The organism is Clostridium sardiniense (assembly GCF_016907995.1).
In the GTDB taxonomy this organism is placed as follows: Bacteria; Bacillota; Clostridia; order Clostridiales; family Clostridiaceae; genus Clostridium; species Clostridium sardiniense.
This window is the reverse complement of the sequence record NZ_JAFBDA010000034.1, coordinates 1-21,546: the sequence shown is the minus strand read 5'-3', so window position 1 is coordinate 21,546 and position 21,546 is coordinate 1. Positions and strand designations below refer to the sequence as shown.

Below are 21,546 nucleotides of genomic sequence, written 5' to 3'. Positions count from 1 at the left end.
AGTTATGGAGAAATTTTTATTTTTTAAATGGAAGAAAGAATATTTAATTAACATATTAATAATTATCGAAATAATGTTATGGATTCTTATGGTAGGACAACTTATTAATATAATATCCTTTGATAATAATTATAAATATAGATTTATAGATAGTTTTCCAGTAGAGACTGGTGTATATGTAAATAAATTTGATAGTAGACCAGATGAAAAGATCATACAAAAATTAGAAAGTGAGTATAAAGATAAATATTTAATATCACAATCAAGAACAGTAGCCAATAATGATATAAACATAAAAAGTGAATTAAAGCGAAATCCTATAAAACAAGGATTTGAGGAGTTCAATGGATTTTATATAACACAGATGAATTTTAATTATATAAAGCAATTAAATAAAAATTTAGATAATAAGATCGATGAATCACAGTGGAAAATAAGTGATAAAGAAATTCCAATAATAGTAGGTAAAAATTTTGAGAAGCTTTATAAAGTAGGAGATATAATAGAAGAAAGTAATGGGAAATTTTATAAAATTATTGGAATATTAAATAAAAGTCTATTATTTAATGATATGGATGGGGATGCGGTATCACAATCAATCTCATTGGATGACTCTATAGTACAGCCTATAAATAAAATAAATCTTGAAGATTATTATGTATTAATAATAAATGGAAGTGACATTAATGAGTCAAGATCTATTTATGATGAAATAAAAGAGATAGACAATGATCTAATAGGGAAAAATATGCAATCTCAATTAGATAGCTTTTTAGAAAGTATTAATTCATTAAAGATGATAAATTTTACTCAGAGTTTGGCAATTACTATGATAGCAATTTTCATAATAACATTAACCATAAATTATAAAATAGAAGAAAATAAAGAGCAAATAGGAATAATAATGGTTTGTGGTGGAAGTAGTTTATATATAATGAAAAAACTATTTAAAGAAATGTTAGTATTAATAATTATAGGAACAACACTTAGTATTCCTATATCATTTAAATTAACGGAATTATCTATAATATTTTTTTATAGTGTAAATCAGCAAGGAGTAATTCTAATATCATTAATTATTACTTTACTGATAATTATATTAGTTTTAATGTGGAATGTAAAAAAAATTAATAAGTTAACTGTAAGAGAACTTATTGGAGGAGTGAGGGAGTAATGATTATATCATTAAATAATATTACCAAAATATATGGTAAAGACATGGCAAAATTAATTGCATTAGATAACATATCTTTAGATATTAATGAAGGTGAATTTATAGGAGTAATGGGACCATCAGGATGTGGTAAAAGTACTCTTTTAAATATAGTAGGGGCAGTAGATTTACCGACAAATGGTGAATATAAATTAAAAGATATAATAATAAATAAAAAAAATATAAATAATTTAAGCAAAATTAGAAATAAGGAAATAGCATTTATATTTCAAAATTTTGCACTAATAAAGGACTATACAGTATTTGAAAATGTTACATTACCTCTAAAGTTTAGAAAAGTTAATAAAAAAGAAAAAAATATTATAGCTGATAAATATTTAAAAGAATTAGGAATATTAGAATATAAAAATAAGTTAGTTTCAGAATTATCAGGAGGCCAGCAACAAAGAGTTGCAATTTGTAGAGCGCTTGTGCAAGAAAGTGATTTGATATTAGCGGATGAACCGACAGGTGCTCTTGATCAAAAAAATGGTATGAATATTATGGAAATCTTGAAGATGTTAAATAAGAAATATAATAAAACTATTATAATTGTAACTCATGATGATAAAATAGCAAGTTATTGCGATAGAATTATATATATGAAAGATGGGAAAATTATTTAAAACCATAGATATTATTAAATTTAAATAAATAGAAGTAATTTTATTTATTTAAATTGAGGAAGAGTATAAAAATAGGACAAAGTAATAGTATTTTTTATTAATGTTAGATCAAGAATAGATAATTAAATTATTTATTCTTGGTCTTTTTTATTTTATAAAGCATAGAATTAAAATTGGTAGTATTAAAATTTAGAATATATCAAAGTAATACTTTTAATATAAGACAAAACTAATTAGATATTATATTGCTTAATAAAGCATTAAAATTTATATATAAATAGCTATTCAGATAATGTCTTTTTAGACATCCCTAAGATATATATACAAAAAAAAGAGAGTGCTAAAATAGTTTAGTACTCTCTTTTTATACTTAATAATATATTATAAGCTAGGCATTCACTGGCCTAAGACTATAATCTGGATTTATTATTTTAATGATTCTTTCCACTGGTATAAGCTTTAATATAACCATACAAATAACCATTTCACCACCAACTAAAGGTAGATTTACTGCAGCTGAGTAAAGAATAGCCCCCATTCCTGCTGGTGCATAGTGACCAAAGAATACAACACCTGAGATAAAGTGACATAAGAATTTTATAAAGAATGCAACAAATACCCCGAGCATTCTTCTATCTCTAAAATATCCTGCAAATCCCATAGCCATAGCTGGTAACGGATAATCAAATAACATTTGTATTGGATGTATTATATAAGGATCAGTGATTAAGTTTATTAATCCATATAAGAATCCAGCTAAAAAACCTATTTCCTTACCATAAGCAAAAGCTATAATAAGTATTGGAACCATACAACCTAAAGTGATGCTACCACCTTGAGGAAATCTATATATTCTAAAAACATTAAGTAGTGTTGAAAGCGCTAGAGCTATTGCAACGTGAGTAATTATTCTTGCATTAAACTTAATTTTTCTAAACTTAAATAAAGCTAAGAGTAAGGCTAAGCAAGCTATAATAGTAAGTATTGTCATAGGACTCTCTATGATTGTCCTAAATTTTTCTGGAAGATCAGTATATAGTGAACTGAATCTCTCTCCCCAGTCATTAAAAAATTCCATAAAAAAACCTCCTATACTTGTGCTAGAAGGACGTATGAAAACTTAATTGCTTTCCTACGCTGGTATTAGCCAGATCAGGTTTAAGGGTTAATGCATATGCATCTCTCAGCCAAATATTTGGCACCCCTAGCACAGTTATAAATATATATTTTATTAACAAGTTTATTTTAATATTAATTTGATGCAATGTCAATAAAATACAAATTGTATTAAAAAGTATTATATTGCATTAAAAAATGCTATATTGAAATATTAATATTATACTAGTATGATATATAAAACACTAAATATAAAATACTAGACATAATAATAGATTGAAGGTGAGTAACATGTATATAGCTATAATGCTTATAGTCATAGTAGGAATAGGTATGTTCTTTTATGTGCAAAATAATTGGCTACATATAAATGAGATAAATATTGATGATGAAAATTTAGATTTAGATGAAGATTTAAAAGTTATCCACTTAAGTGATTTACATAATAAGATGTTTGGGGATAACCAAGAAAGATTAGTGGATAAAATTAAAAAATTAAATCCAGATATAATAGTAATAACAGGTGATATTATTGATAGTCGCAGATATAATGAAAAACCTGCAATTATTCTTATGGAGAAACTTATAAGAATTGCTAAGGTATATTATGTTGCTGGTAATCATGAAATTAGAGCTGGAGTTTATGAGGATTTAAAAGAAAGATTTACTAAAATAGGTATTGATGTTGTAGAAGATAGGATGACCACTTTAAAATTAAAGGATGAGTATATAGATTTAATTGGACTTAAAGATTTACAAATAGGTGAGCTCAATGATAAGCTTAAGCATATATTAAAAAAGGAGAAATCTAATAATTATAAAATGCTTATAGTTCATAGACCTGAGGCGATCAAATTCTATTCTGAAAATAAAATAGATATGGTATTTGCAGGTCATGCACATGGAGGACAGATTAGAATACCATTAGTTGGAGGTGTCATAGCACCAGGGCAAGGATTCTTTCCAAAGTATACAGAAGGTGCCTATAAAGTAGATGATACAACAATGATAGTTAGTAGAGGGCTTGGTAACAGTAGATTCCCATTTAGAGTACTTAATAGACCGGAAATTGTAGTAGTCAAATTAAAAGGAAGAAAATAAATTATTAAATAACATTTTAATATTGAAGTATAAATTAAACACGGGAAATTAAGATAAAGGATTTATTAGTTTTAAATAAGAACTAATAGATCTTTTTTATTTAAAATACGAAATGAGTAATAAATGGAATAAATAGTATATAATGATAAGTAATAATACTATTTAGGGGGAACTATGGAGAAATATTATAAAAGAATATTTTGGGGGTATTTATTAGTAATACTTGATTTTAATCTTTCGATGACCAGTATAAATATAGATATTTTGCCTGATTTTATAGGTTATATTATGATTGGTAAAGGATTATACGGTCTTTCTAGAATTGAGGGGACTTTTAAGAAGGGCGTTAATGCAAGTTATATTTTAGCAGCAGTGGAGATATTAAAGATTTTTGTAGTTGGAAATGTAGGAACTAAGTCTGAATTCATATTTATGATTATAGAATCTACTTTATGGCTATTTGTTATATATTCAGTATGCAAAGGAATTGAATATGAAGGGGTTAAATATAATAAAGAACATATAAGTGATAGGGCAAAAATAATATGGAAATTAGAATTTATAAGGACCATGATTTTAATGTCAGTCTCATCCATTACATTTAATTTTAATCAAGGAATTATTTTGGGTTCAGTTTCAATACTTTTAATTGCATTTACAATATGTATAGCAATTATGTTATTAAGATTATTGCATATAGTGGGGGATGAGTTTTATGAAATTAAGTAAAGGTCAAATAATACTGTTAATTATTACGGGTGTAATAGTTATTGGGAATTTTATTTATTTTAAAATAAGTAAGATAGATGAGCCTATATTTATAAAAAGGTATTCGGAGCTATTTTATGATACTACTATAAATTTAGAATTCATAAGAGATAATACTAGCATAAAAGAAAATGAGGAAGAGGTCTTTGACGGTAATAGCACAATGAATATAGAATTTCCAGAAATAAATAAATCCTATGATATGGTTGTATATTCATATAGTGAGTTTAAAAATAAATATGAGTATTTGACATATAGATTACGTGAAAATGAGTATGAAGAAGAGGAGAGTTTATATGACTATATAGATAAAAATGGACAGGTTAAATTAACAAGAGCTATATTGAATACTTATAAAGGAGAGACATACGATATAGATCTTGGTGAAATAATTTTAAATCCATTTAAAACCAATGCAAATATACTTGTTCAAGAGAGAGGAGGATATTCAGAGAGTTATAATGAAAACTCTATGATATGGGCTGCAAATAAAGATATCCATATAAATAAAATAGAAAGTAGATATTTAGAAGATTTAAAGAAGTATTATGATTTTTCTTTACTGATAGGTGATGAAAAAATAGCAATTGATAAAATAGAATATCCTTTTAGTATAAAAGAGAATACTGAATTTAGATTCAGCTTTGCTAAGAAAAAAGGTATTGATATTAATGTTAAGAATATCTATGATACAGAAATTAAAATAGAAATAGAAGATAATGATAAAAATAAACAAAATTTATATGTTAGGATAAGAAGCATTAATCCTTATGATATGTTAAATGAGAGAAATATATTGAAATTAAAGTATTAGAATAAATATAAAAGGCTGTAATAGGTGTAGTATCTGTTATAGCTTTTTATGTTTATTTCACTGTATGGATATGATTTTATAGTATTATATTATTAAATATAGATTTTAATAGGAGGAAAGAGCATATGAGAATAATTGATTTAACTCATTCTATAGAAGAAGATATGATTGCATATTGCAAAGAGGAAAGTGCAAAGATAGAGCCTTTATCCACAATAAAAAGAGATGGTTATAATGTATTAAAGATTCAGTTATCAACTCATACTGGAACTCATATAGATTCACCAAGGCATATATTTGAGGATGGAATTACAATATCTGAAATTAACTTAAATAAATTTATAGGTACTGCTTATATGATTGATTGTAGTGATACGGAAGAAATAGATTTAGATACAATATTAAAGCATGAATATGAAATAAGAAATGTAGAGTATTTAATATTAAAAAGTGGATGGGAAAGTAAATGGAATACAGAGATATACTTTAAGGATTATCCTACATTATCTTATGAAGCATCTAAATTTTTAAGTGAATTAGACAATTTAAATGGAATCGGAGTAGATTGTATATCAATAGATAGCGATGATGGAGAATTGTATAATCATAAAAATTTATTATTAAAAGGTAAGATAATAATAGAAAATCTATGTAATCTTAATGATATAGAGGAAAGATTTAAAATTATAGTATCACCTTTAAAATTAAAGGATGCAGACGGTGCACCGGCTAGGGTATATGCACTTATAGGATAACAAAAGCTAGTCAATGAATTGACTAGCTTCTTATGGTTGCGGGAGCAGGACTTGAACCTACGACCTTCGGGTTATGAGCCCGACGAGCTACCAACTGCTCCATCCCGCGATATTGTTTTGTGTATTTCTTGCTTGTAGGTTAACTATACTCCTAATAAGTAACTTTGTCAACTAAATAGCGAATATGGAGAATTATATAATCATAAAAATTTATTATCAAAGGGTAAGATAATAATAGAGAACCTATGTAATCTTAATAATATAGAGGAAAGATTTTAAATTGTAGTATCCCCTTTAAAATTAAAGGATGCAGATGATGCACCAGCTAGAATATATTCACTTATAGAATAACAAAAGCTAGTCAATAAATTGACTAGCTTTTTATGGTTGCGGGAGCAGGACTTGAACCTACGACCTTCGGGTTATGAGCCCGACGAGCTACCAACTGCTCCATCCCGCGATATTATTTTGTGTGTTTCTTGCTTGTGGATTAACTATACTCCTAATAAGTAACTTTGTCAACTAAATAATTAAAAAAATTAAATTGTTTATAAATAAAACTTTTAAAATAATAAAAAAATTGATATTATATATAAATATACGGTCAATCCTTAGTAATACTATAAGAATACTAGGGTTTTGATGAATTTCTTTTTAGAATTAACTCCTTTAATGAAGTTAATACTAAAAAAGAGGAGGGATACAGTTTGGAAATTTATTTTGATAATGCTGCAACTACAAAACCTTATGATAAGGTAATAGAAGTTATGGCAGATGGAATGAGAGAATATTATGCAAATCCATCTTCTCTACATAAGTTAGGAATGAAAGCAGAAAAAAAGATAAATGAAAGTAGAGAATTTATAGCTGGTACTATAAATGCATTAAAGGATGAAATTTATTTTACATCAGGTGCAAGTGAAGGAAATAATTTAATTATAAAAGGAATTCCAAAGAGTGGCCATCATGTAATTACTACAAAGTTTGAACACCATTCAGTTTTAAAAGCTTTTGAAGAGATAGAAAAGAATGGCGTTAGAGTAACATACTTAGATGTGGACGAAAATGGAATGATTTCATTAGATGAATTAAGTAATGCTATATGTAAAGATACAGTTTTAGTTTCTATAATGTTTGTTAATAATGAGATGGGTGCAATACAAGATATAGCTAGTATTGGAAGACTTATAAAAGAAAAAAGTAGTAGAGCTAAGTTTCATGTTGATGCAGTTCAAGCTTATGGAAAGTTTCCTATAGATGTTAAGAATATGAATATAGATATACTTACAACTACAGGTCATAAATTCCACGGACCTAAAGGAACGGGATTTTTATATTTAAAGAAAGGGATATCACCCAAATCACTTATACATGGAGGAAGCCAAGAAGGTGGATTAAGAGCTGGTACTCAAAATCTCCCAGGAATAATGGCACTTACAAAGGCTGCTGAAATTTCAAATAAACATAGAAGTGAAAACTATACAAAGGTGATGGAACTTAAAAAATATATGATTGATGGATTAAAAGAAATTGATGATATAAGGATTAATAGTATTGATGATATCAATCATTCGCCTTACATTTTAAATGTTTCATTTATAGGAGTTAGGGCTGAGGTATTGCTTCATATGCTTGAGGATGCAGATATATATGTGTCAACTGGATCAGCATGTACATCAAAAACTAGCATAGCAAGTGGAAGTTATGTAATAAAGGCTTTAGGATTATGTGATAAAGGTGCTGAAAGTGCAATTAGATTTTCTTTTAGCGAAGATAATTTAAAAGAAGAAATAGATAAAACAATAGATAAGTTAAAGAAATCATTAACTTTCTTAAGGAGGATAAAAAGATGAGAAAATTAATATTAGTTAAATATGCAGCAGAGATATTTTTAAAGGGGTTAAATAAAAATAAATTCGAAAAAAGATTAAGAGATAATATAAAGAAGAAACTTAAAGGGTTAGATTTTGAAATAATAAATGATCAAAATAGATACTTCATAAAAATTGAAGACTTAGAGCAAGGTGTAGAAAGAGTAAAAAGAGTATTTGGAGTAGCAGAAGTATGTATTGTAACAGAAGTTGATAGAGATATGGATGCTATAAAAGCTGAAGCTCTTAAAAAGATAGAAGAAGTAAAACCAAATACTTTTAAGATTGCAACTAATAGAGCAAATAAACAATTCCCTAAAACTTCAATAGAAACATCAATGGAAATAGGTTCTTATGTATTAAAGAATTATCAAGGAGATCTTTCTGTTGATGTTAAAAATCCAGAATGCTTAGTTAATGTTGAGATAAGAGAAAGAGCTTATGTTTACACTAGTGCAGATAAAATAAAAGGTGCAGGCGGCCTTCCATATGGAATGAACGGAAGCACAATGCTTATGCTTTCAGGTGGAATTGATTCACCAGTTGCAGGATATCTTATGGCAAGAAGAGGTGTAGAACTAAACTGTATATATTATCATAGTCATCCTTATACATCTGAAAGAGCAAAAGATAAGGTAAAAGATTTAGCAAAAATATTAAGTAATTATACTGAGAAGGTTAGATTATTCATAGTACCTTTTACAGAAATACAAATGGATATTATAGATAAATGTCCTCAAGACGAACTTACAATAATAATGAGAAGATTTATGATGAGAGTTGCATGTGCAGTTTCTGAAAGAGAAGGAATACAATCAGTTTCAAGTGGAGAAAGTATTGGGCAGGTTGCAAGTCAGACAATGGAAGGACTTGTTGTAAGTACAGACTGTGCTGATAGACCAGTATTTAGACCTCTTATAGCTATGGATAAGGGAGATATAATGGATATTGCGAGAGAAATAGGAACATATGAAACATCAATACTTCCTTATGAAGATTGTTGTACAATATTTGTTCCAAAACATCCAAAAACAAAGCCAAGATTAGAGAATATAAGAAAGTCAGAGGCGCCTCTAGATGTAGATTCATTAGTAGAAAAAGCAATTAATGATATGGAAGTCGTAGTATTTTAATTTATAAAGTCAAGTTTAGCAGTATTTTAAGCTAACCTTGACTTTCTTTTTGTCAACCTTATAGCTGATTTCTAATATATTGTTTATAGGAGATAATTTATTATGAAAAGGGGGTTTACAATGAAAGTTAAAATAACTCCTACAGAAGAAATACAGTATTTAAATGGAGAAGTTAAAGAGGTTCATAACAGATTATTAATTTGTAATGAGCCTAAAAGCTATAATAATGATTCAAATGTTTGTTGGATTTCTTTGAAATTTAATATAAATAAAGATTTGAATTCTATAAAAGACGCTATGCTAAGACTCTATTTAAGTGAATTAAGATTTACTAGAAGTATTCTAATTAAATTTAATATAGTTATTAATAATGAAACTACAGGTACAGTTTTAGATAAGACCTTAACAGATGTAATGGATATGATGGATGAAAGAAGATACGTTCATTTAGATTTATTTAATATTATTAAAGATGAAAATATATCGCGAATAGATGAGATAATAATAAATATATCGGCTGAAAGTAGTGGTATTGCTATATTTAATTCAAATAGCAATAAGAAAAGAGCTTCTGTATATTTGGAAGAATATAATGTTCCAACAAAGTCAATAGGATCAACAGAACCAATTGAGGCAATAAGCCAAACAGGATCAACAGAATCAACTATGTCAACAGAAGATATAGGAATAACAGGGACAACTAGGACTAAGGGAGTGACTGGTCCAACAGGAGCAATTGGACCAGCTGGGCCACAAGGATCAATAGGGCCACAAGGTCCAATTGGAATACAAGGATTAATGGGACCAACAGGACCAACAGGTCCAACAGGTCCAACAGGAATAACTCCATCAGCAGCTTATGGGTCATATATTAAACGCACTGATCTTTCAGCAACAGCATTAAATAATAATCGTTTAAATTTATTTGATGATATAGTAAGTGAAGAGATCGGAATTACACACACTGCAGATCAATTGATAGTAGCAGAGGAGGGAGTTTATAGAATAACTTTCTTTATATTTGTACCAATAGGAGTATGTCTTTCAGATATGACAGTTAGTATAACAGGGGTAGCAAATGGACTTAGTGTACCTGTTACATTAGGACAGAACTCTGTATTTGATAGAATAGTAACTTTACCTGAATCAGCATTAATATCAGTTACTTTAGATAGTGAATTAACATTAGCGATAGGAGATGGAAAAAATATATCTCACTTCACAATAACTAGAATAGCATAAAATAGAATTTAAATTAAAAAAACTACTGATGATTTATCAGCAGTTTTTTTATTTATAACTAAAATATATTAAATAGGAGCTTCTTTTTCATTAGGGAAATAGTTACTTTTGTTATTGTGATATATCTAAAGTTTTTTATACTATAGTTGTTCTAAAGCATCCAAAGACAAAACCAAGATTAGAGAATATAAGCAAATCATAGATTCTTTTAGAGATAGATTTATTGTTAGAAAAGTCAATTAATAATATGGAAGTCTTAGTATTTTATTTTGTCAACCTTTTGATTAATTTTTAATATACTATTATAGGATAGAACTTAGGATAAAAAGGAGGTTTACAAAATGAAAGTTAAAATAACTCCTGCAGAAGAATTTCAGTATTTCAATGGAGAAACTAGAGAAATTTGCGGAAGACTATTAGTTTGCAATGAACCTAAGATTTCTAATTGTGATGCTAGAGTATGCTGGGTTTCCTTAAGATTTAATATAGGTAAAGATTTAGATTGTATAAATAATACTATATTAAGATTTTATTTATATTTAGATGAATTAAGGTTTACAAGAAGTATATTAATTAAATTCAATATATTAATTAGAGATATAAATCAAAATATAATTTTAGATAAAACAATAACAGATGTAGCAAATATAACTGATGAGAGAAGATATGTTTATATGAGTTTATTAGATATTATTAAAGAAGGAAATATATCAAGAATAGATGAAATGATAATAAATATGTCAGCTGAAAGTAATGGTACTGCTATATTTAGTTCAAGTAATACAAGACAAAAACCTTATATATGTTTAGAAGAAAAATGTAATCCATGTGGGCAGACTGGACCGACAGGGCCAACGGGGGCAACTGGAGCAACAGGGGCAACTGGAGCAACAGGATTACAAGGACCAATAGGACCAACAGGAGCAACAGGGGTAACTGGAGTAACAGGACCAACTGGAGCACAAGGAGCAATAGGACCAACTGGGGCAACAGGAGCACAAGGAGCAATAGGACCAACAGGGGCAACTGGAGTAACAGGAGCAACCGGAGTAACTGGAGTAACGGGGGCAACTGGAGCGACAGGGCCACAAGGATTAATAGGACCAACCGGAGCGACTGGGGTAACAGGAGCAACAGGATTACAAGGACCAATAGGACCAACCGGAGAAACAGGAGAAACAGGAGCAACAGGACCAACTGGAGTAACAGGAGCAACAGGAGAAACAGGAGTAACGGGGGCAACTGGACCAACAGGGCCACAAGGATTAATAGGACCAACCGGAGCGACTGGGGTAACCGGAGCACAAGGAGCAATAGGACCAACAGGGCCAACCGGAGAAACAGGAGCAACAGGAGTACAAGGACCAACCGGGGTAACCGGAGCAACTGGAGTAACGGGGGCAACTGGAGCGACAGGGCCACAAGGATTAATAGGACCAACCGGAGCGACTGGGGTAACAGGAGCAACAGGATTACAAGGACCAATAGGACCAACCGGAGCGACTGGGGTAACAGGAGCAACAGGATTACAAGGACCAATAGGACCAACTGGAGCAACTGGGGTAACAGGAGCAACCGGAGCACAAGGATTAATAGGACCAACAGGAGCAACTGGAGTAACAGGGTTACAAGGACCAATAGGACCAACTGGAGCAACTGGAGTAACAGGAGCAACCGGAGCAACCGGAGAAACAGGGGCAACTGGAGCAACAGGGTTACAAGGACTAATAGGACCAACTGGAGCAACTGGGGTAACAGGAGCAACAGGACCAATAGGGCCAACCGGAGAAACAGGAGCACAAGGACCAACCGGACCAACCGGGGTAACAGGATTACAAGGACCAATAGGACCAACTGGAGCAACTGGGGTAACAGGAGCAACTGGACCACAAGGATTAATAGGACCAACAGGAGCAACTGGGGTAACAGGAGCAACCGGAGCAACAGGGTTACAAGGACCAATAGGACCAACAGGAGCAACTGGGGTAACAGGAGCAACCGGAGCACAAGGATTAATAGGGTCAACAGGACCAACTGGGGCGACAGGATTACAAGGACCAATAGGACCAACTGGAGTAACAGGGGTAACAGGAGCAACAGGGTTACAAGGACCAATAGGACCAACTGGAGCAACTGGGGTAACAGGAGCAACTGGAGTAACAGGAGCAACCGGAGCACAAGGATTAATAGGGCCAACAGGACCAACTGGGGCAACTGGAGTAACAGGAGCAACCGGAGCGACTGGGGTAACCGGAGCACAAGGAGCAATAGGACCAACAGGGCCAACCGGAGAAACAGGAGCAACAGGGTTACAAGGACCAATAGGACCAACAGGAGCAACTGGGGTAACAGGAGCAACCGGAGCACAAGGATTAATAGGGCCAACAGGAGCAACTGGGGCGACAGGATTACAAGGACCAATAGGACCAACTGGAGAAACAGGAGCAACAGGACCAATAGGGCCAACCGGAGAAACAGGAGCACAAGGACCAACCGGGGTAACAGGAGCAACAGGATTACAAGGACCAATAGGACCAACAGGAGCAACTGGGGTAACAGGAGCAACAGGATTACAAGGACCAATAGGACCAACAGGAGCAACTGGGGTAACAGGAGCAACTGGAGTAACGGGGGCAACTGGAGTAACAGGAGTAACGGGGGCAACTGGAGCAACTGGAGTAACAGGAGCAACAGGGGCAACCGGAGTAACAGGAGTAACGGGGGCAACAGGAGTAACAGGAGCAACAGGAGCGACCGGAGCAACCGGAGAAACAGGGGCAACTGGAGCAACAGGGTTACAAGGACCAATAGGACCAACTGGAGCAACTGGGGTAACAGGAGCAACCGGAGCACAAGGATTAATAGGGCCAACAGGACCAACTGGGGCGACAGGATTACAAGGACCAATAGGACCAACCGGGGTAACGGGAGCAACAGGATTACAAGGACCAATAGGACCAACTGGAGCAACTGGAGCAACAGGACCAACTGGAGTAACAGGAGCAACAGGGGCAACTGGAGTAACTGGAGTAACAGGAGCAACAGGGGCAACTGGAGTAACTGGAGTAACAGGAGCAACAGGGGCAACTGGAGTAACTGGAGCAACAGGGCCAGCAGGAAATGGAGCAATTATTCCATATGCATCGGGATTACCAGTATCATTAACAACTGTTCTAGGAGGCTTGGTAGGTACGACATCACTTGTTGGATTTGGTAATTCAGCTACTGGAGTCAGCATAGTAGGTGGAGTTATAGATTTAACAGGAGCAGCTGGAACACTTCTTAATATGGCATTTTCAGTTCCAAGGACTGGAACGATAACATCACTTGCAGCATACTTTAGTGTAACTGCAGCTTTAAGTCTATTAGGTTCAACAATAACTATTACTGCACAACTATATCAATCAACAACACCTAATAATAGCTTTACAGCAGTACCTGGAGCATCAGTAACATTAGCACCAGCATTAACTGGAGCAATATCAATCGGTGCTATTAGTAATGGTATTACAACAGGACTATCAATTACAGTCAATCCACAAACTCGTTTATTATTAGTATTCTCAGCAACAGCTTCAGGGCTTAGTTTAGTAAATACTATAGCTGGATATGCAAGTGGAGGATTAACAATAATTTAAAAACTAATTATAACTAAAAAAGGACTACTGAAGTTTCAGTAGTCTTTCTTTTAAAATATTTTAAGCAGTAGCTTCTTCTTCATGAGCAAATTGGCTATTATAAAGATCTGCGTAGAAGCCTTTCTTTTCAAGTAATTCTTCATGATTTCCTTGTTCTATAACATCACCATGATTCATTACTAAAATTAAATCTGCATCTTTTATTGTTGATAGTCTATGAGCAATTACGAAGTTTGTTCTACCTTCCATAAGTTTTGTCATAGCATTTTGAATGTAAGTCTCAGTTCTTGTATCTACTGAGCTTGTTGCTTCATCTAGTATTAATACCCTAGGATTAGCAAGTATTGCTCTAGCAATTGTTAATAGTTGCTTTTGTCCTTGTGATATATTTGAAGCTTCTTCATTTAATACAGTATCATATCCATCAGGTAATGTTCTTATAAAGTGGTCAGCATGAGCTGCTTTGGCTGCAGTTACAACTTCTTCAAAAGTAGCACCTTCTTTTCCGTATGCTATATTATCTTTTATGCTACCATTAAATAACCAAGTATCTTGAAGAACCATACCAAACATGCTTCTTAAATATCCGCGGCTGAAGTCTGTTATATCTACACCATCAAATGTAATTTCTCCACCGTTTAACTCGTAGAATCTCATCATAAGATTGATCAGTGTTGTTTTACCTGCACCAGTAGGACCGACTATTGCAATAGTTTGACCTTGTTTTGCAGTTACATTCATATCCTTCATTAATAGTTCATTTGGAGTATAACCAAATTTAACATTTTTGAAATTAACATTTCCTTTAGGAGCTTCTAAAGTTTTTGGATGTTCTGGGTCTTTAACTTCTTCTTCTTCATCTAAAATTTCAAATACTCTTTCAGCAGAAGCCATTGTTGATTGAAGTATATTTGCTATATTAGCAGTTTGATTAATCATTTGAGTAAATTGTCTTGAGTATTGAATAAATGATTGGATATATCCAACACTTAGCTTATCCTTAGTAACTAATATACCACCAACTACAGCAATAATAACATAACCTACATTATTTATAAAATTCATTAAAGGCATTATTAAGCCTGACATGAATTGTGCTTTCCAAGCTGAATCATAAAGTTTATCATTTATATCATCAAATTCTTTAATAGCTTTCTTTTCATGGCCAAAAGCTTTTATAACAGTATGACCTGTATAAACTTCTTCAACATGCCCATTTAATTGACCAAGCTCTTTTTGTTGAGTAGCAAAGAACTTTTGTGATTTACCTATTATAGGTCTAGTTGAAATAATACAAATTGGAAGAGTTAATACACATATTAAAGTTAAAAGTGGGCTTATTGTTAACATCATTATAGTAATACCAATCATTGATATTACAGCAGTAATAAGTTGAGTTAAACTTTGTTGAAGTGTACTACTTATATTATCTACGTCATTTGTAACTCTACTTAATATATCACCTTTTGAGTTAGCATCAAAGTACTTGATAGGAAGTCTATTTAACTTCTCATTAACATCTTTTCTCATATCACGAACTGTATTTTGAGCAACTCCTGCCATTATATACTGTTGAAGATACATAAAGACTGCACTTAATACATAGAAGAATAAAAGTAATAAAATGTAATGAGTTAATTTTGAAAAGTCAATTGAAGCACCAGGTATTCCTTTAAATTTAGCAATCATACCTTCAAGTATTACGTTAATAGTTTCTCCAAGTAATTTAGGACTAAATACAGTAAATGCTGTACTTATTATGGCCATAAAAATTACAGAAATAAGTTTAGTTTTATGTGGATTTAAATATTGTAAAAGTCTTTTTGCTGTTCCTTTAAAGTCTTTAGCTTTTTCACCACCCATGACTACGCCATGGGCACCTTTATTTCCACCCATAGGAGCAGCTGATTTTTGTTTATTCTTATCTATGCTCATTTGAAAGTTCCTCCTCTGAAAGTTGTGATGAGGCAATTTCTTGATAAATTGCACAGTTTTTTAGTAATTCTTTATGAGTGCCCATTCCAACGATGTTACCATCTTCTAAAACTAATATTCTATCAGCATCCATTATCGTACTTACTCTTTGAGCGACTATAATAACAGCTGATTCTGTAGTTTCACTTTTAAGAGCGGCTCTAAGTTTTGAATCAGTTTTAAAGTCAAGAGCTGAGAAGCTATCATCAAATAAGTAAACCTCAGGTTTTCTAACTAAAGCACGAGCTATAGAAAGACGTTGCTTTTGACCGCCTGAGAAGTTTTTACCACCTTGTTCAACGATAGAGTCAAAACCATTTTCTTTTTCTTCAATAAAATTATATGATTGAGCTATCTTTGCGGCATGAACTAATTCATCCATAGTAGCATCTTCTTTACCATATTTTAAGTTTTCTGCAATTGTTCCTGAGAAAAGTACAGCCTTTTGAGGAACAAATCCAATTTTACTTCTAAGGGTGTCTTGGGACATGTCTTTTATGTTAATTCCATCAACTAGAATTTCTCCTTTTGAAGCATCATAGAATCTTGTTAAAAGATTTAATATTGTAGATTTACCGGAGCCTGTACCACCTATAATAGCAGTAGTTTCACCTGGTCTAGTTTCAAAAGAAATATTATTTAATGCAGCAGTTTCTGCACCAGGATAGAAGTATGATACATTTTTAAATTCAACAAATCCTTTTTTATTACTTTTGTTTATAGGTTTTTTAGGATCTACTATATCAGGTTCTATAGCTAGCACCTCATTTATTCTACTAGCTGAAGCTGAAGCTCTAGGAATCATAATAAAGAGCATACTTACCATTATAAGTGAGAACATTATTTGCATTACATATTGTAAGAATGCCATAAGGTTACCAACTTCCATAGTACCAGCATCTATTCTATTTGCACCAAACCAAAGTATTGCAACAGAAGTTAGGTTTAATATAAGCATTAATATAGGCATTAATGAAGCAATTATTTTATTTACTTTTATTGCGTTATCAGTAAAGTCATCATTAGCTTCATCAAATCTTTTCTTTTCAAAGCTTTGCTTATTAAATGCTCTAATAACTCTTATACCAGTAAGATTTTCTCTTAAGACTCTATTTATTTTATCAAGTTTTACTTGCATTGCCTTAAACATTGGCATACCAGTTTTACCAATAAGTAAGATTGATATAATTACAATTGGCATTGAAACTAAAAGTATTAAGGATAAATCTTTATTAACAGAAACTGCCATTATGATACCACCTATGCACATAAGAGGTGCAGTTACCATCATTCTTAATATCATAATAACAACTTGTTGTACTTGGTTAACGTCATTTGTTGTTCTAGTAATAAGTGATGCAGTACCAACTTTATCAATTTCATTTAATGAAAAAGTTTCTGCTTTAGTAAATATCTTTCTTCTTAAGTCTCTACCAAGACCCATTGAAACTTTAGAAGAAATGAAACTAGCAAAAATAGTGCAAGCGCTACCTATTAATGCAACACCGATCATTATTCCACCAATTTTAAGTATATAATTAACATCACCGTTAATTATTCCTGTATCTACTATCTCAGATAATAGAGTAGGTAGATATAACTGAGTCATTGTTTGAATGAATAGTAAAATTAATACAAATATTAATTGTTTACTATATGGCTTTAGATGCTTAAACAGTTTTAACATGTCTTTATCACTCCTTAAGTAATATTATCTTTATTGTCTGTATTTTCTTTATGAACTTTTAAATTTGTTTGTATTCTCTCTAATAAGATTTTTAAAGAATTTATATCGTCATCAGTAAAATTATGCAGGCAAATATCATCAATTTGTTTAACCATACTTTTTAGGTCAACACAAGATGCAATACCTTTCTCAGTTAAATGAATTCTAGAGATTCTTTGGTCATTTTCGTCCGCAACTTTTTTTATAAATCCTGCTTTTTCTAGTCTTTTAATCATTACAGTAATTGTTGCAGGTTTTAAATGTAATTTTTCTGCTATTTCCTTTTGGCTTAATCCATCTTCATCATATAATGCATATAAAAGAGGGGGTTGCCCAGGATATAGACCTTCTTTTTCTAAAGTTTTATGAGTCAAACAAAAATGCAATCTTACTACTTGACCTAATAATTTATGAAAAGAAAAATTATCTTCTGAATTCATAATAGAACTCCTTTCATTAGAAATAGTTAGTCGACTAATAATTAGGTGACTAACTGTTTTTTATTTTAATACCATTTTATAAAAAAAACAAGCTATAAGTTCTAAAAAATTATGGTAAAAGAATTAAGAAAATATTACAATGATTTAGTAAAACGTTATCGATAAAATATATACTTTGTGATTTAACAATTTAATATACAAAAATAAATAAAAATAAGGTGATAAAATGAATTATGTTTATATAATAAGATGTAAAGATAAATCTCTTTATACAGGATGGACTAATAATCTAGAGCGTAGATTTAGAGCGCATAAAGAAGGAAAAGGAGCAAAATATACAAAGGGGAGAGGCCCATTAGAACTTGTATATTTTGAAGAGTTTGAAGAAAAAATTAAAGCAATGAAAAGAGAATATGAAATCAAAAAAATGAGTAGAGAAAAGAAACTAAAAATGATAGAAAATTTTAAAAAAATTTAAATTAAATTATTGAAATTTGTAGCAAAAGTGAGAATAATAAAATATGTTAATCATATAGACAAACTAAAAAAATATGATAAAATAATTTGGAAGGTATAAAATTTTGTAAAAAGGAAGTGAATGTTATAGGAATAGACTTTTAAATAGATAAAAAGCGCCAGAACTTAGGTAAGCTTATTATGATAAATTTTAATAGCAGCTTAAGTTGACGAGGTTGGGAGTTATCGAAACTTTTCGGCGGGTGCCCCACGGTATCGCACTACCGTTAACGATTGGCAAAACTATGGAGCAATCTATAGCACAAATCCAATCTGGTGTTAAAACCTTCAATTTTATGGTTTTTGTAGTCCTAGGATTATTATACCCATTTTTATTTACGCTAGGAGAAAATCGTAAAGAAGATGACAATTAAATATAATATTAGATACAAAGGAAGGAAGATTTTTATGTGCGGAATAGTAGGATATGTTGGTAAAGGACAAGCAACTAACTTTTTAGTAGAGGGATTATCAAAGCTTGAGTATAGAGGATATGACTCAGCTGGAGTAGCTGTTATAGAGGATGGCAAGATTGACGTTAGAAAGCAAAAAGGACGTCTTGCTAATTTAGAAGAAAGCCTAAAGGAAAATCCTATGAAAGGAAGTATCGGAATTGGACATACTAGATGGGCAACTCATGGGGAGCCATCAGATGTTAATTCACATCCTCATTTAAGTTCAAAAGGAGATGTAGCTGTTGTTCACAATGGTATTATAGAAAACTACATTGAACTTAGAGAATTTTTAAAGAGCAAGGGATGTAACTTTGTTTCAGAAACAGATACTGAGGTTATACCAAACCTTATAGAATACTACTATGAAGGAGATTTATTTAAGGCAGTAGTTAGAGCATCAAAGGATCTACAAGGAAGCTTTGCAATAGGAGCAGTTTGTAATGCAGAACCTGATAAGCTTGTAGCTGTAAGAAAGGATAGTCCATTAATCGTAGGATTAGAAGGAGACGAAAACTTTATTGCCTCAGATATACCAGCAGTTTTAAACTACACTAGAGATGTATATCTTTTAGAAGATAATGAATTTGTTGTTATCACAGAAGAAGGAGTAAAACTTCTTGATGAAAACGGCAATAAGATAGATAAAGAAGTATTTAAAGTAACATGGAATGCAGATGCAGCAGAAAAAGGTGGATTTGATTCATTCATGTTAAAAGAAATTCACGAACAGCCAAAAGCAATTAGGGATACTATGACTTCAAGAGTATCAATGGAACATGGCATTTGTTTTGATGATTTTAAAATTTCAAAAGAAGAGCTAGAAAACATTGATAGAATTTATATGGTAGCTTGTGGAACTGCATACCATGCAGGATTAATGGGTAAATACTCAATAGAAAAACTTGCAAGAATACCAGTAGAAGTTGATATTGCATCAGAATTTAGATATAGAGATCCACTAGTTACTGATAAATCATTAGTTGTTGTATTAAGCCAATCAGGTGAAACAGCAGATACTTTAGCGGTATTAAGAGATTGTAATAAAGCTGGAGCAAAGACATTAGCTGTTACAAATGTTGTTGGAAGTACAATTTCAAGAGAGGCTGATCATGTTATATACACTATGGCAGGACCAGAAATTTCAGTAGCATCAACAAAGGCATATACTACACAAGTAGTAATAATGCATACAATTGCAATGTACTTTGGAGAACTTTTAAAAACTGTAAGTGAAGAAGAAATAAGTAATTTAAAGAAGGAATTATTATTAATTCCTGAAAAGATAGAAGAAGTATTAAAAGATACAGAAGATGTAAAGAAAGTTGCAGAAGAAATTAAAGATGAAGATGATATATTCTTCTTAGGAAGAGGAATGGATTTTGCACTTGCTTTAGAAGGATCATTAAAATTAAAAGAAATATCATATATCCATTCAGAAGCTTATGCTGGAGGAGAATTAAAACATGGACCAATTGCTTTAATAGAAAAAGGTACAAAGGTTGTTTCAGTTCTTACTCAAAAGAATTTAATAGATAAAATGATTAGTAATGTTGTTGAAATAAAATCAAGAGGAGCAATTAATTTTGGAATAACATTTAGACAAAGCGAAAAAGCTCAAGAAGTTTTAGATAATGTATTATTCATACCTGAAACTATCGATATGTTTGCACCAATTATTGCAGCTGTTGAATTACAACTATTAGCTTACTATGTTGCAAGTTTTAAAGGATTTGACATAGATAAGCCAAGAAATCTAGCAAAATCAGTAACAGTTGAATAAAATTCCAATTTAGAGGTATAATATACTGTAAAGTAAAATATTACCTGTGCGAGTTAGGAGAGATTTTTTATGAGAGAAGAGTTATTGAAATTGATCAGAGAGTATAAGGAGACTGGGAATAGCCTAAACTCAGGATTAGAATGGATGCCTGATAATGAATCAGCAAAATCAAAGATAGAAGTAATCAACATGATTGTTGAGGACTTAGAAAATATAGTTAAATAATAAAAAGTATTAAGCTTATACATTCTTATATGAGAATGTATAAGCTTTTTTTATTTTGAACTAAAAATAATATGATTTTTAAAGATATATGTTTATTAACTAGAAATAAACTAAATTAAGATTGGATGGAAATGTTATATTAAAAAAGTTAAA

17 protein-coding genes, 2 tRNA genes and 1 riboswitch are annotated in these 21,546 nt (G+C 31.3%); of the genes, 13 read left to right on the top strand and 6 right to left on the bottom strand.

What is annotated here, in order from left to right; translation table 11 throughout:
- The first annotated feature begins 4 nt into the window (after nt 1-4).
- Entirely contained in the window at nt 5-1,174 is a 1,170-nt protein-coding gene (locus JOC62_RS17715) for an FtsX-like permease family protein (protein ID WP_204596608.1), read from the top strand.
- Nucleotides 1,174-1,839 (top strand): ABC transporter ATP-binding protein, encoded by a 666-nt coding sequence (locus tag JOC62_RS17710; protein WP_204596607.1) that lies wholly within the window; start codon nt 1,174-1,176, stop codon nt 1,837-1,839. Before JOC62_RS17715 ends, JOC62_RS17710 begins: the two co-directional genes overlap by 1 nt.
- A gap of 388 nt (nt 1,840-2,227) precedes the next feature.
- Here JOC62_RS17710 and thiT read toward each other — a convergent pair whose 3' ends face one another.
- Entirely contained in the window at nt 2,228-2,917 is a 690-nt protein-coding gene (gene thiT, locus JOC62_RS17705; protein WP_204596606.1) for an energy-coupled thiamine transporter ThiT, read from the bottom strand.
- A 34-nt stretch (nt 2,918-2,951) separates the two neighbouring features.
- Nucleotides 2,952-3,055, bottom strand: a riboswitch (TPP riboswitch).
- Between the two features lie 191 nt (nt 3,056-3,246).
- On the opposite strand from thiT, the gene JOC62_RS17700 reads away from it, so the two are divergent.
- The 4 genes from JOC62_RS17700 to JOC62_RS17685 all read left to right on the top strand — a co-directional run bounded on the left by JOC62_RS17700 (nt 3,247) and on the right by JOC62_RS17685 (nt 6,393).
- Entirely contained in the window at nt 3,247-4,056 is an 810-nt protein-coding gene (locus JOC62_RS17700) for a metallophosphoesterase (protein ID WP_204596605.1), read from the top strand.
- Between the two features lie 174 nt (nt 4,057-4,230).
- Nucleotides 4,231-4,785 (top strand): hypothetical protein, encoded by a 555-nt coding sequence (locus JOC62_RS17695; protein WP_204596604.1) that lies wholly within the window; start codon nt 4,231-4,233, stop codon nt 4,783-4,785.
- Nucleotides 4,772-5,638, top strand: a complete 867-nt coding sequence (locus JOC62_RS17690; RefSeq protein WP_204596603.1) for a hypothetical protein — start codon at nt 4,772-4,774, stop codon at nt 5,636-5,638. The genes JOC62_RS17695 and JOC62_RS17690 overlap by 14 nt, the downstream gene beginning before the upstream one ends.
- A 125-nt stretch (nt 5,639-5,763) precedes the next feature.
- Entirely contained in the window at nt 5,764-6,393 is a 630-nt protein-coding gene (locus JOC62_RS17685) for a cyclase family protein (RefSeq protein WP_204596602.1), read from the top strand.
- A 33-nt stretch (nt 6,394-6,426) separates the two neighbouring features.
- Here JOC62_RS17685 and JOC62_RS17680 read toward each other — a convergent pair.
- Both JOC62_RS17680 and JOC62_RS17675 read right to left on the bottom strand, forming a co-directional pair.
- Nucleotides 6,427-6,502 (bottom strand) — tRNA-Met (locus tag JOC62_RS17680).
- Nucleotides 6,503-6,777: 275 nt separating this feature from the next.
- Nucleotides 6,778-6,853: transfer RNA gene (locus tag JOC62_RS17675), tRNA-Met, on the bottom strand.
- A 247-nt stretch (nt 6,854-7,100) separates the two neighbouring features.
- Between JOC62_RS17675 and JOC62_RS17670 the strand changes: the two genes are divergently transcribed.
- The 4 genes from JOC62_RS17670 to JOC62_RS17655 all read left to right on the top strand — a co-directional run bounded on the left by JOC62_RS17670 (nt 7,101) and on the right by JOC62_RS17655 (nt 14,277).
- Entirely contained in the window at nt 7,101-8,246 is a 1,146-nt protein-coding gene (locus JOC62_RS17670; protein WP_204596601.1) for a cysteine desulfurase family protein, read from the top strand.
- A complete protein-coding gene (gene thiI, locus JOC62_RS17665; RefSeq protein ID WP_204596600.1) occupies nt 8,243-9,397 on the top strand; it encodes a tRNA uracil 4-sulfurtransferase ThiI in 1,155 nt (384 codons plus the stop codon). Before JOC62_RS17670 ends, thiI begins: the two co-directional genes overlap by 4 nt.
- A 120-nt stretch (nt 9,398-9,517) precedes the next feature.
- Complete coding sequence (locus JOC62_RS17660; RefSeq protein WP_243425104.1) at nt 9,518-10,639, top strand: collagen-like triple helix repeat-containing protein; 1,122 nt, start codon at nt 9,518-9,520, stop codon at nt 10,637-10,639.
- Between the two features lie 341 nt (nt 10,640-10,980).
- On the top strand, nt 10,981-14,277 hold the full coding sequence (locus JOC62_RS17655) for an exosporium glycoprotein BclB-related protein (RefSeq protein ID WP_279381529.1): 3,297 nt from the start codon (nt 10,981-10,983) through the stop codon (nt 14,275-14,277).
- A 60-nt stretch (nt 14,278-14,337) separates the two neighbouring features.
- Here the strand turns inward: JOC62_RS17655 and JOC62_RS17650 are convergent, their stop codons facing one another.
- Genes JOC62_RS17650 through JOC62_RS17640 form a run of 3 tightly spaced genes read right to left on the bottom strand, consistent with a single transcriptional unit; the run spans nt 14,338 to nt 18,417 of the window.
- Nucleotides 14,338-16,212, bottom strand: a complete 1,875-nt coding sequence (locus JOC62_RS17650; RefSeq protein WP_204596598.1) for an ABC transporter ATP-binding protein — start codon at nt 16,210-16,212, stop codon at nt 14,338-14,340.
- Nucleotides 16,199-17,938 (bottom strand): ABC transporter ATP-binding protein, encoded by a 1,740-nt coding sequence (locus JOC62_RS17645; protein ID WP_204596597.1) that lies wholly within the window; start codon nt 17,936-17,938, stop codon nt 16,199-16,201. Before JOC62_RS17645 ends, JOC62_RS17650 begins: the two co-directional genes overlap by 14 nt.
- Nucleotides 17,939-17,952: 14 nt before the next feature.
- On the bottom strand, nt 17,953-18,417 hold the full coding sequence (locus tag JOC62_RS17640; RefSeq protein ID WP_204596596.1) for a MarR family winged helix-turn-helix transcriptional regulator: 465 nt from the start codon (nt 18,415-18,417) through the stop codon (nt 17,953-17,955).
- Nucleotides 18,418-18,643: 226 nt separating this feature from the next.
- On the opposite strand from JOC62_RS17640, the gene JOC62_RS17635 reads away from it, so the two are divergent.
- The 3 genes from JOC62_RS17635 (at nt 18,644) to JOC62_RS17625 (ending at nt 21,393) form a co-directional block, all read left to right on the top strand.
- Nucleotides 18,644-18,895 (top strand): GIY-YIG nuclease family protein, encoded by a 252-nt coding sequence (locus tag JOC62_RS17635; protein WP_204596595.1) that lies wholly within the window; start codon nt 18,644-18,646, stop codon nt 18,893-18,895.
- A gap of 446 nt (nt 18,896-19,341) precedes the next feature.
- Nucleotides 19,342-21,168, top strand: coding sequence for a glutamine--fructose-6-phosphate transaminase (isomerizing) (glmS, locus tag JOC62_RS17630; protein ID WP_204596594.1), 1,827 nt, complete (start codon nt 19,342-19,344; stop codon nt 21,166-21,168).
- Nucleotides 21,169-21,237: 69 nt separating this feature from the next.
- Nucleotides 21,238-21,393 (top strand): hypothetical protein, encoded by a 156-nt coding sequence (locus JOC62_RS17625; protein ID WP_204596593.1) that lies wholly within the window; start codon nt 21,238-21,240, stop codon nt 21,391-21,393.
- Nucleotides 21,394-21,546 lie beyond the last annotated feature (153 nt).

Excerpts from the sequence above, each read along its gene's own strand:
- JOC62_RS17715 (WP_204596608.1), top strand. The coding sequence starts at position 5 with ATGGAGAAATTTTTATTTTTTAAATGGAAGAAAGAATATTTAATTAAC.
- JOC62_RS17710 (WP_204596607.1), top strand. The coding sequence starts at position 1,174 with ATGATTATATCATTAAATAATATTACCAAAATATATGGTAAAGACATG.
- thiT (WP_204596606.1), bottom strand. The coding sequence starts at position 2,917 with ATGGAATTTTTTAATGACTGGGGAGAGAGATTCAGTTCACTATATACT.
- JOC62_RS17700 (WP_204596605.1), top strand. The coding sequence starts at position 3,247 with ATGTATATAGCTATAATGCTTATAGTCATAGTAGGAATAGGTATGTTC.
- JOC62_RS17695 (WP_204596604.1), top strand. The coding sequence starts at position 4,231 with ATGGAGAAATATTATAAAAGAATATTTTGGGGGTATTTATTAGTAATA.
- JOC62_RS17690 (WP_204596603.1), top strand. The coding sequence starts at position 4,772 with ATGAAATTAAGTAAAGGTCAAATAATACTGTTAATTATTACGGGTGTA.
- JOC62_RS17685 (WP_204596602.1), top strand. The coding sequence starts at position 5,764 with ATGAGAATAATTGATTTAACTCATTCTATAGAAGAAGATATGATTGCA.
- thiI (WP_204596600.1), top strand. The coding sequence starts at position 8,243 with ATGAGAAAATTAATATTAGTTAAATATGCAGCAGAGATATTTTTAAAG.
- JOC62_RS17660 (WP_243425104.1), top strand. The coding sequence starts at position 9,518 with ATGAAAGTTAAAATAACTCCTACAGAAGAAATACAGTATTTAAATGGA.
- JOC62_RS17655 (WP_279381529.1), top strand. The coding sequence starts at position 10,981 with ATGAAAGTTAAAATAACTCCTGCAGAAGAATTTCAGTATTTCAATGGA.
- JOC62_RS17650 (WP_204596598.1), bottom strand. The coding sequence starts at position 16,212 with ATGAGCATAGATAAGAATAAACAAAAATCAGCTGCTCCTATGGGTGGA.
- JOC62_RS17645 (WP_204596597.1), bottom strand. The coding sequence starts at position 17,938 with ATGTTAAAACTGTTTAAGCATCTAAAGCCATATAGTAAACAATTAATA.
- JOC62_RS17640 (WP_204596596.1), bottom strand. The coding sequence starts at position 18,417 with ATGAATTCAGAAGATAATTTTTCTTTTCATAAATTATTAGGTCAAGTA.
- JOC62_RS17635 (WP_204596595.1), top strand. The coding sequence starts at position 18,644 with ATGAATTATGTTTATATAATAAGATGTAAAGATAAATCTCTTTATACA.
- glmS (WP_204596594.1), top strand. The coding sequence starts at position 19,342 with ATGTGCGGAATAGTAGGATATGTTGGTAAAGGACAAGCAACTAACTTT.
- JOC62_RS17625 (WP_204596593.1), top strand. The coding sequence starts at position 21,238 with ATGAGAGAAGAGTTATTGAAATTGATCAGAGAGTATAAGGAGACTGGG.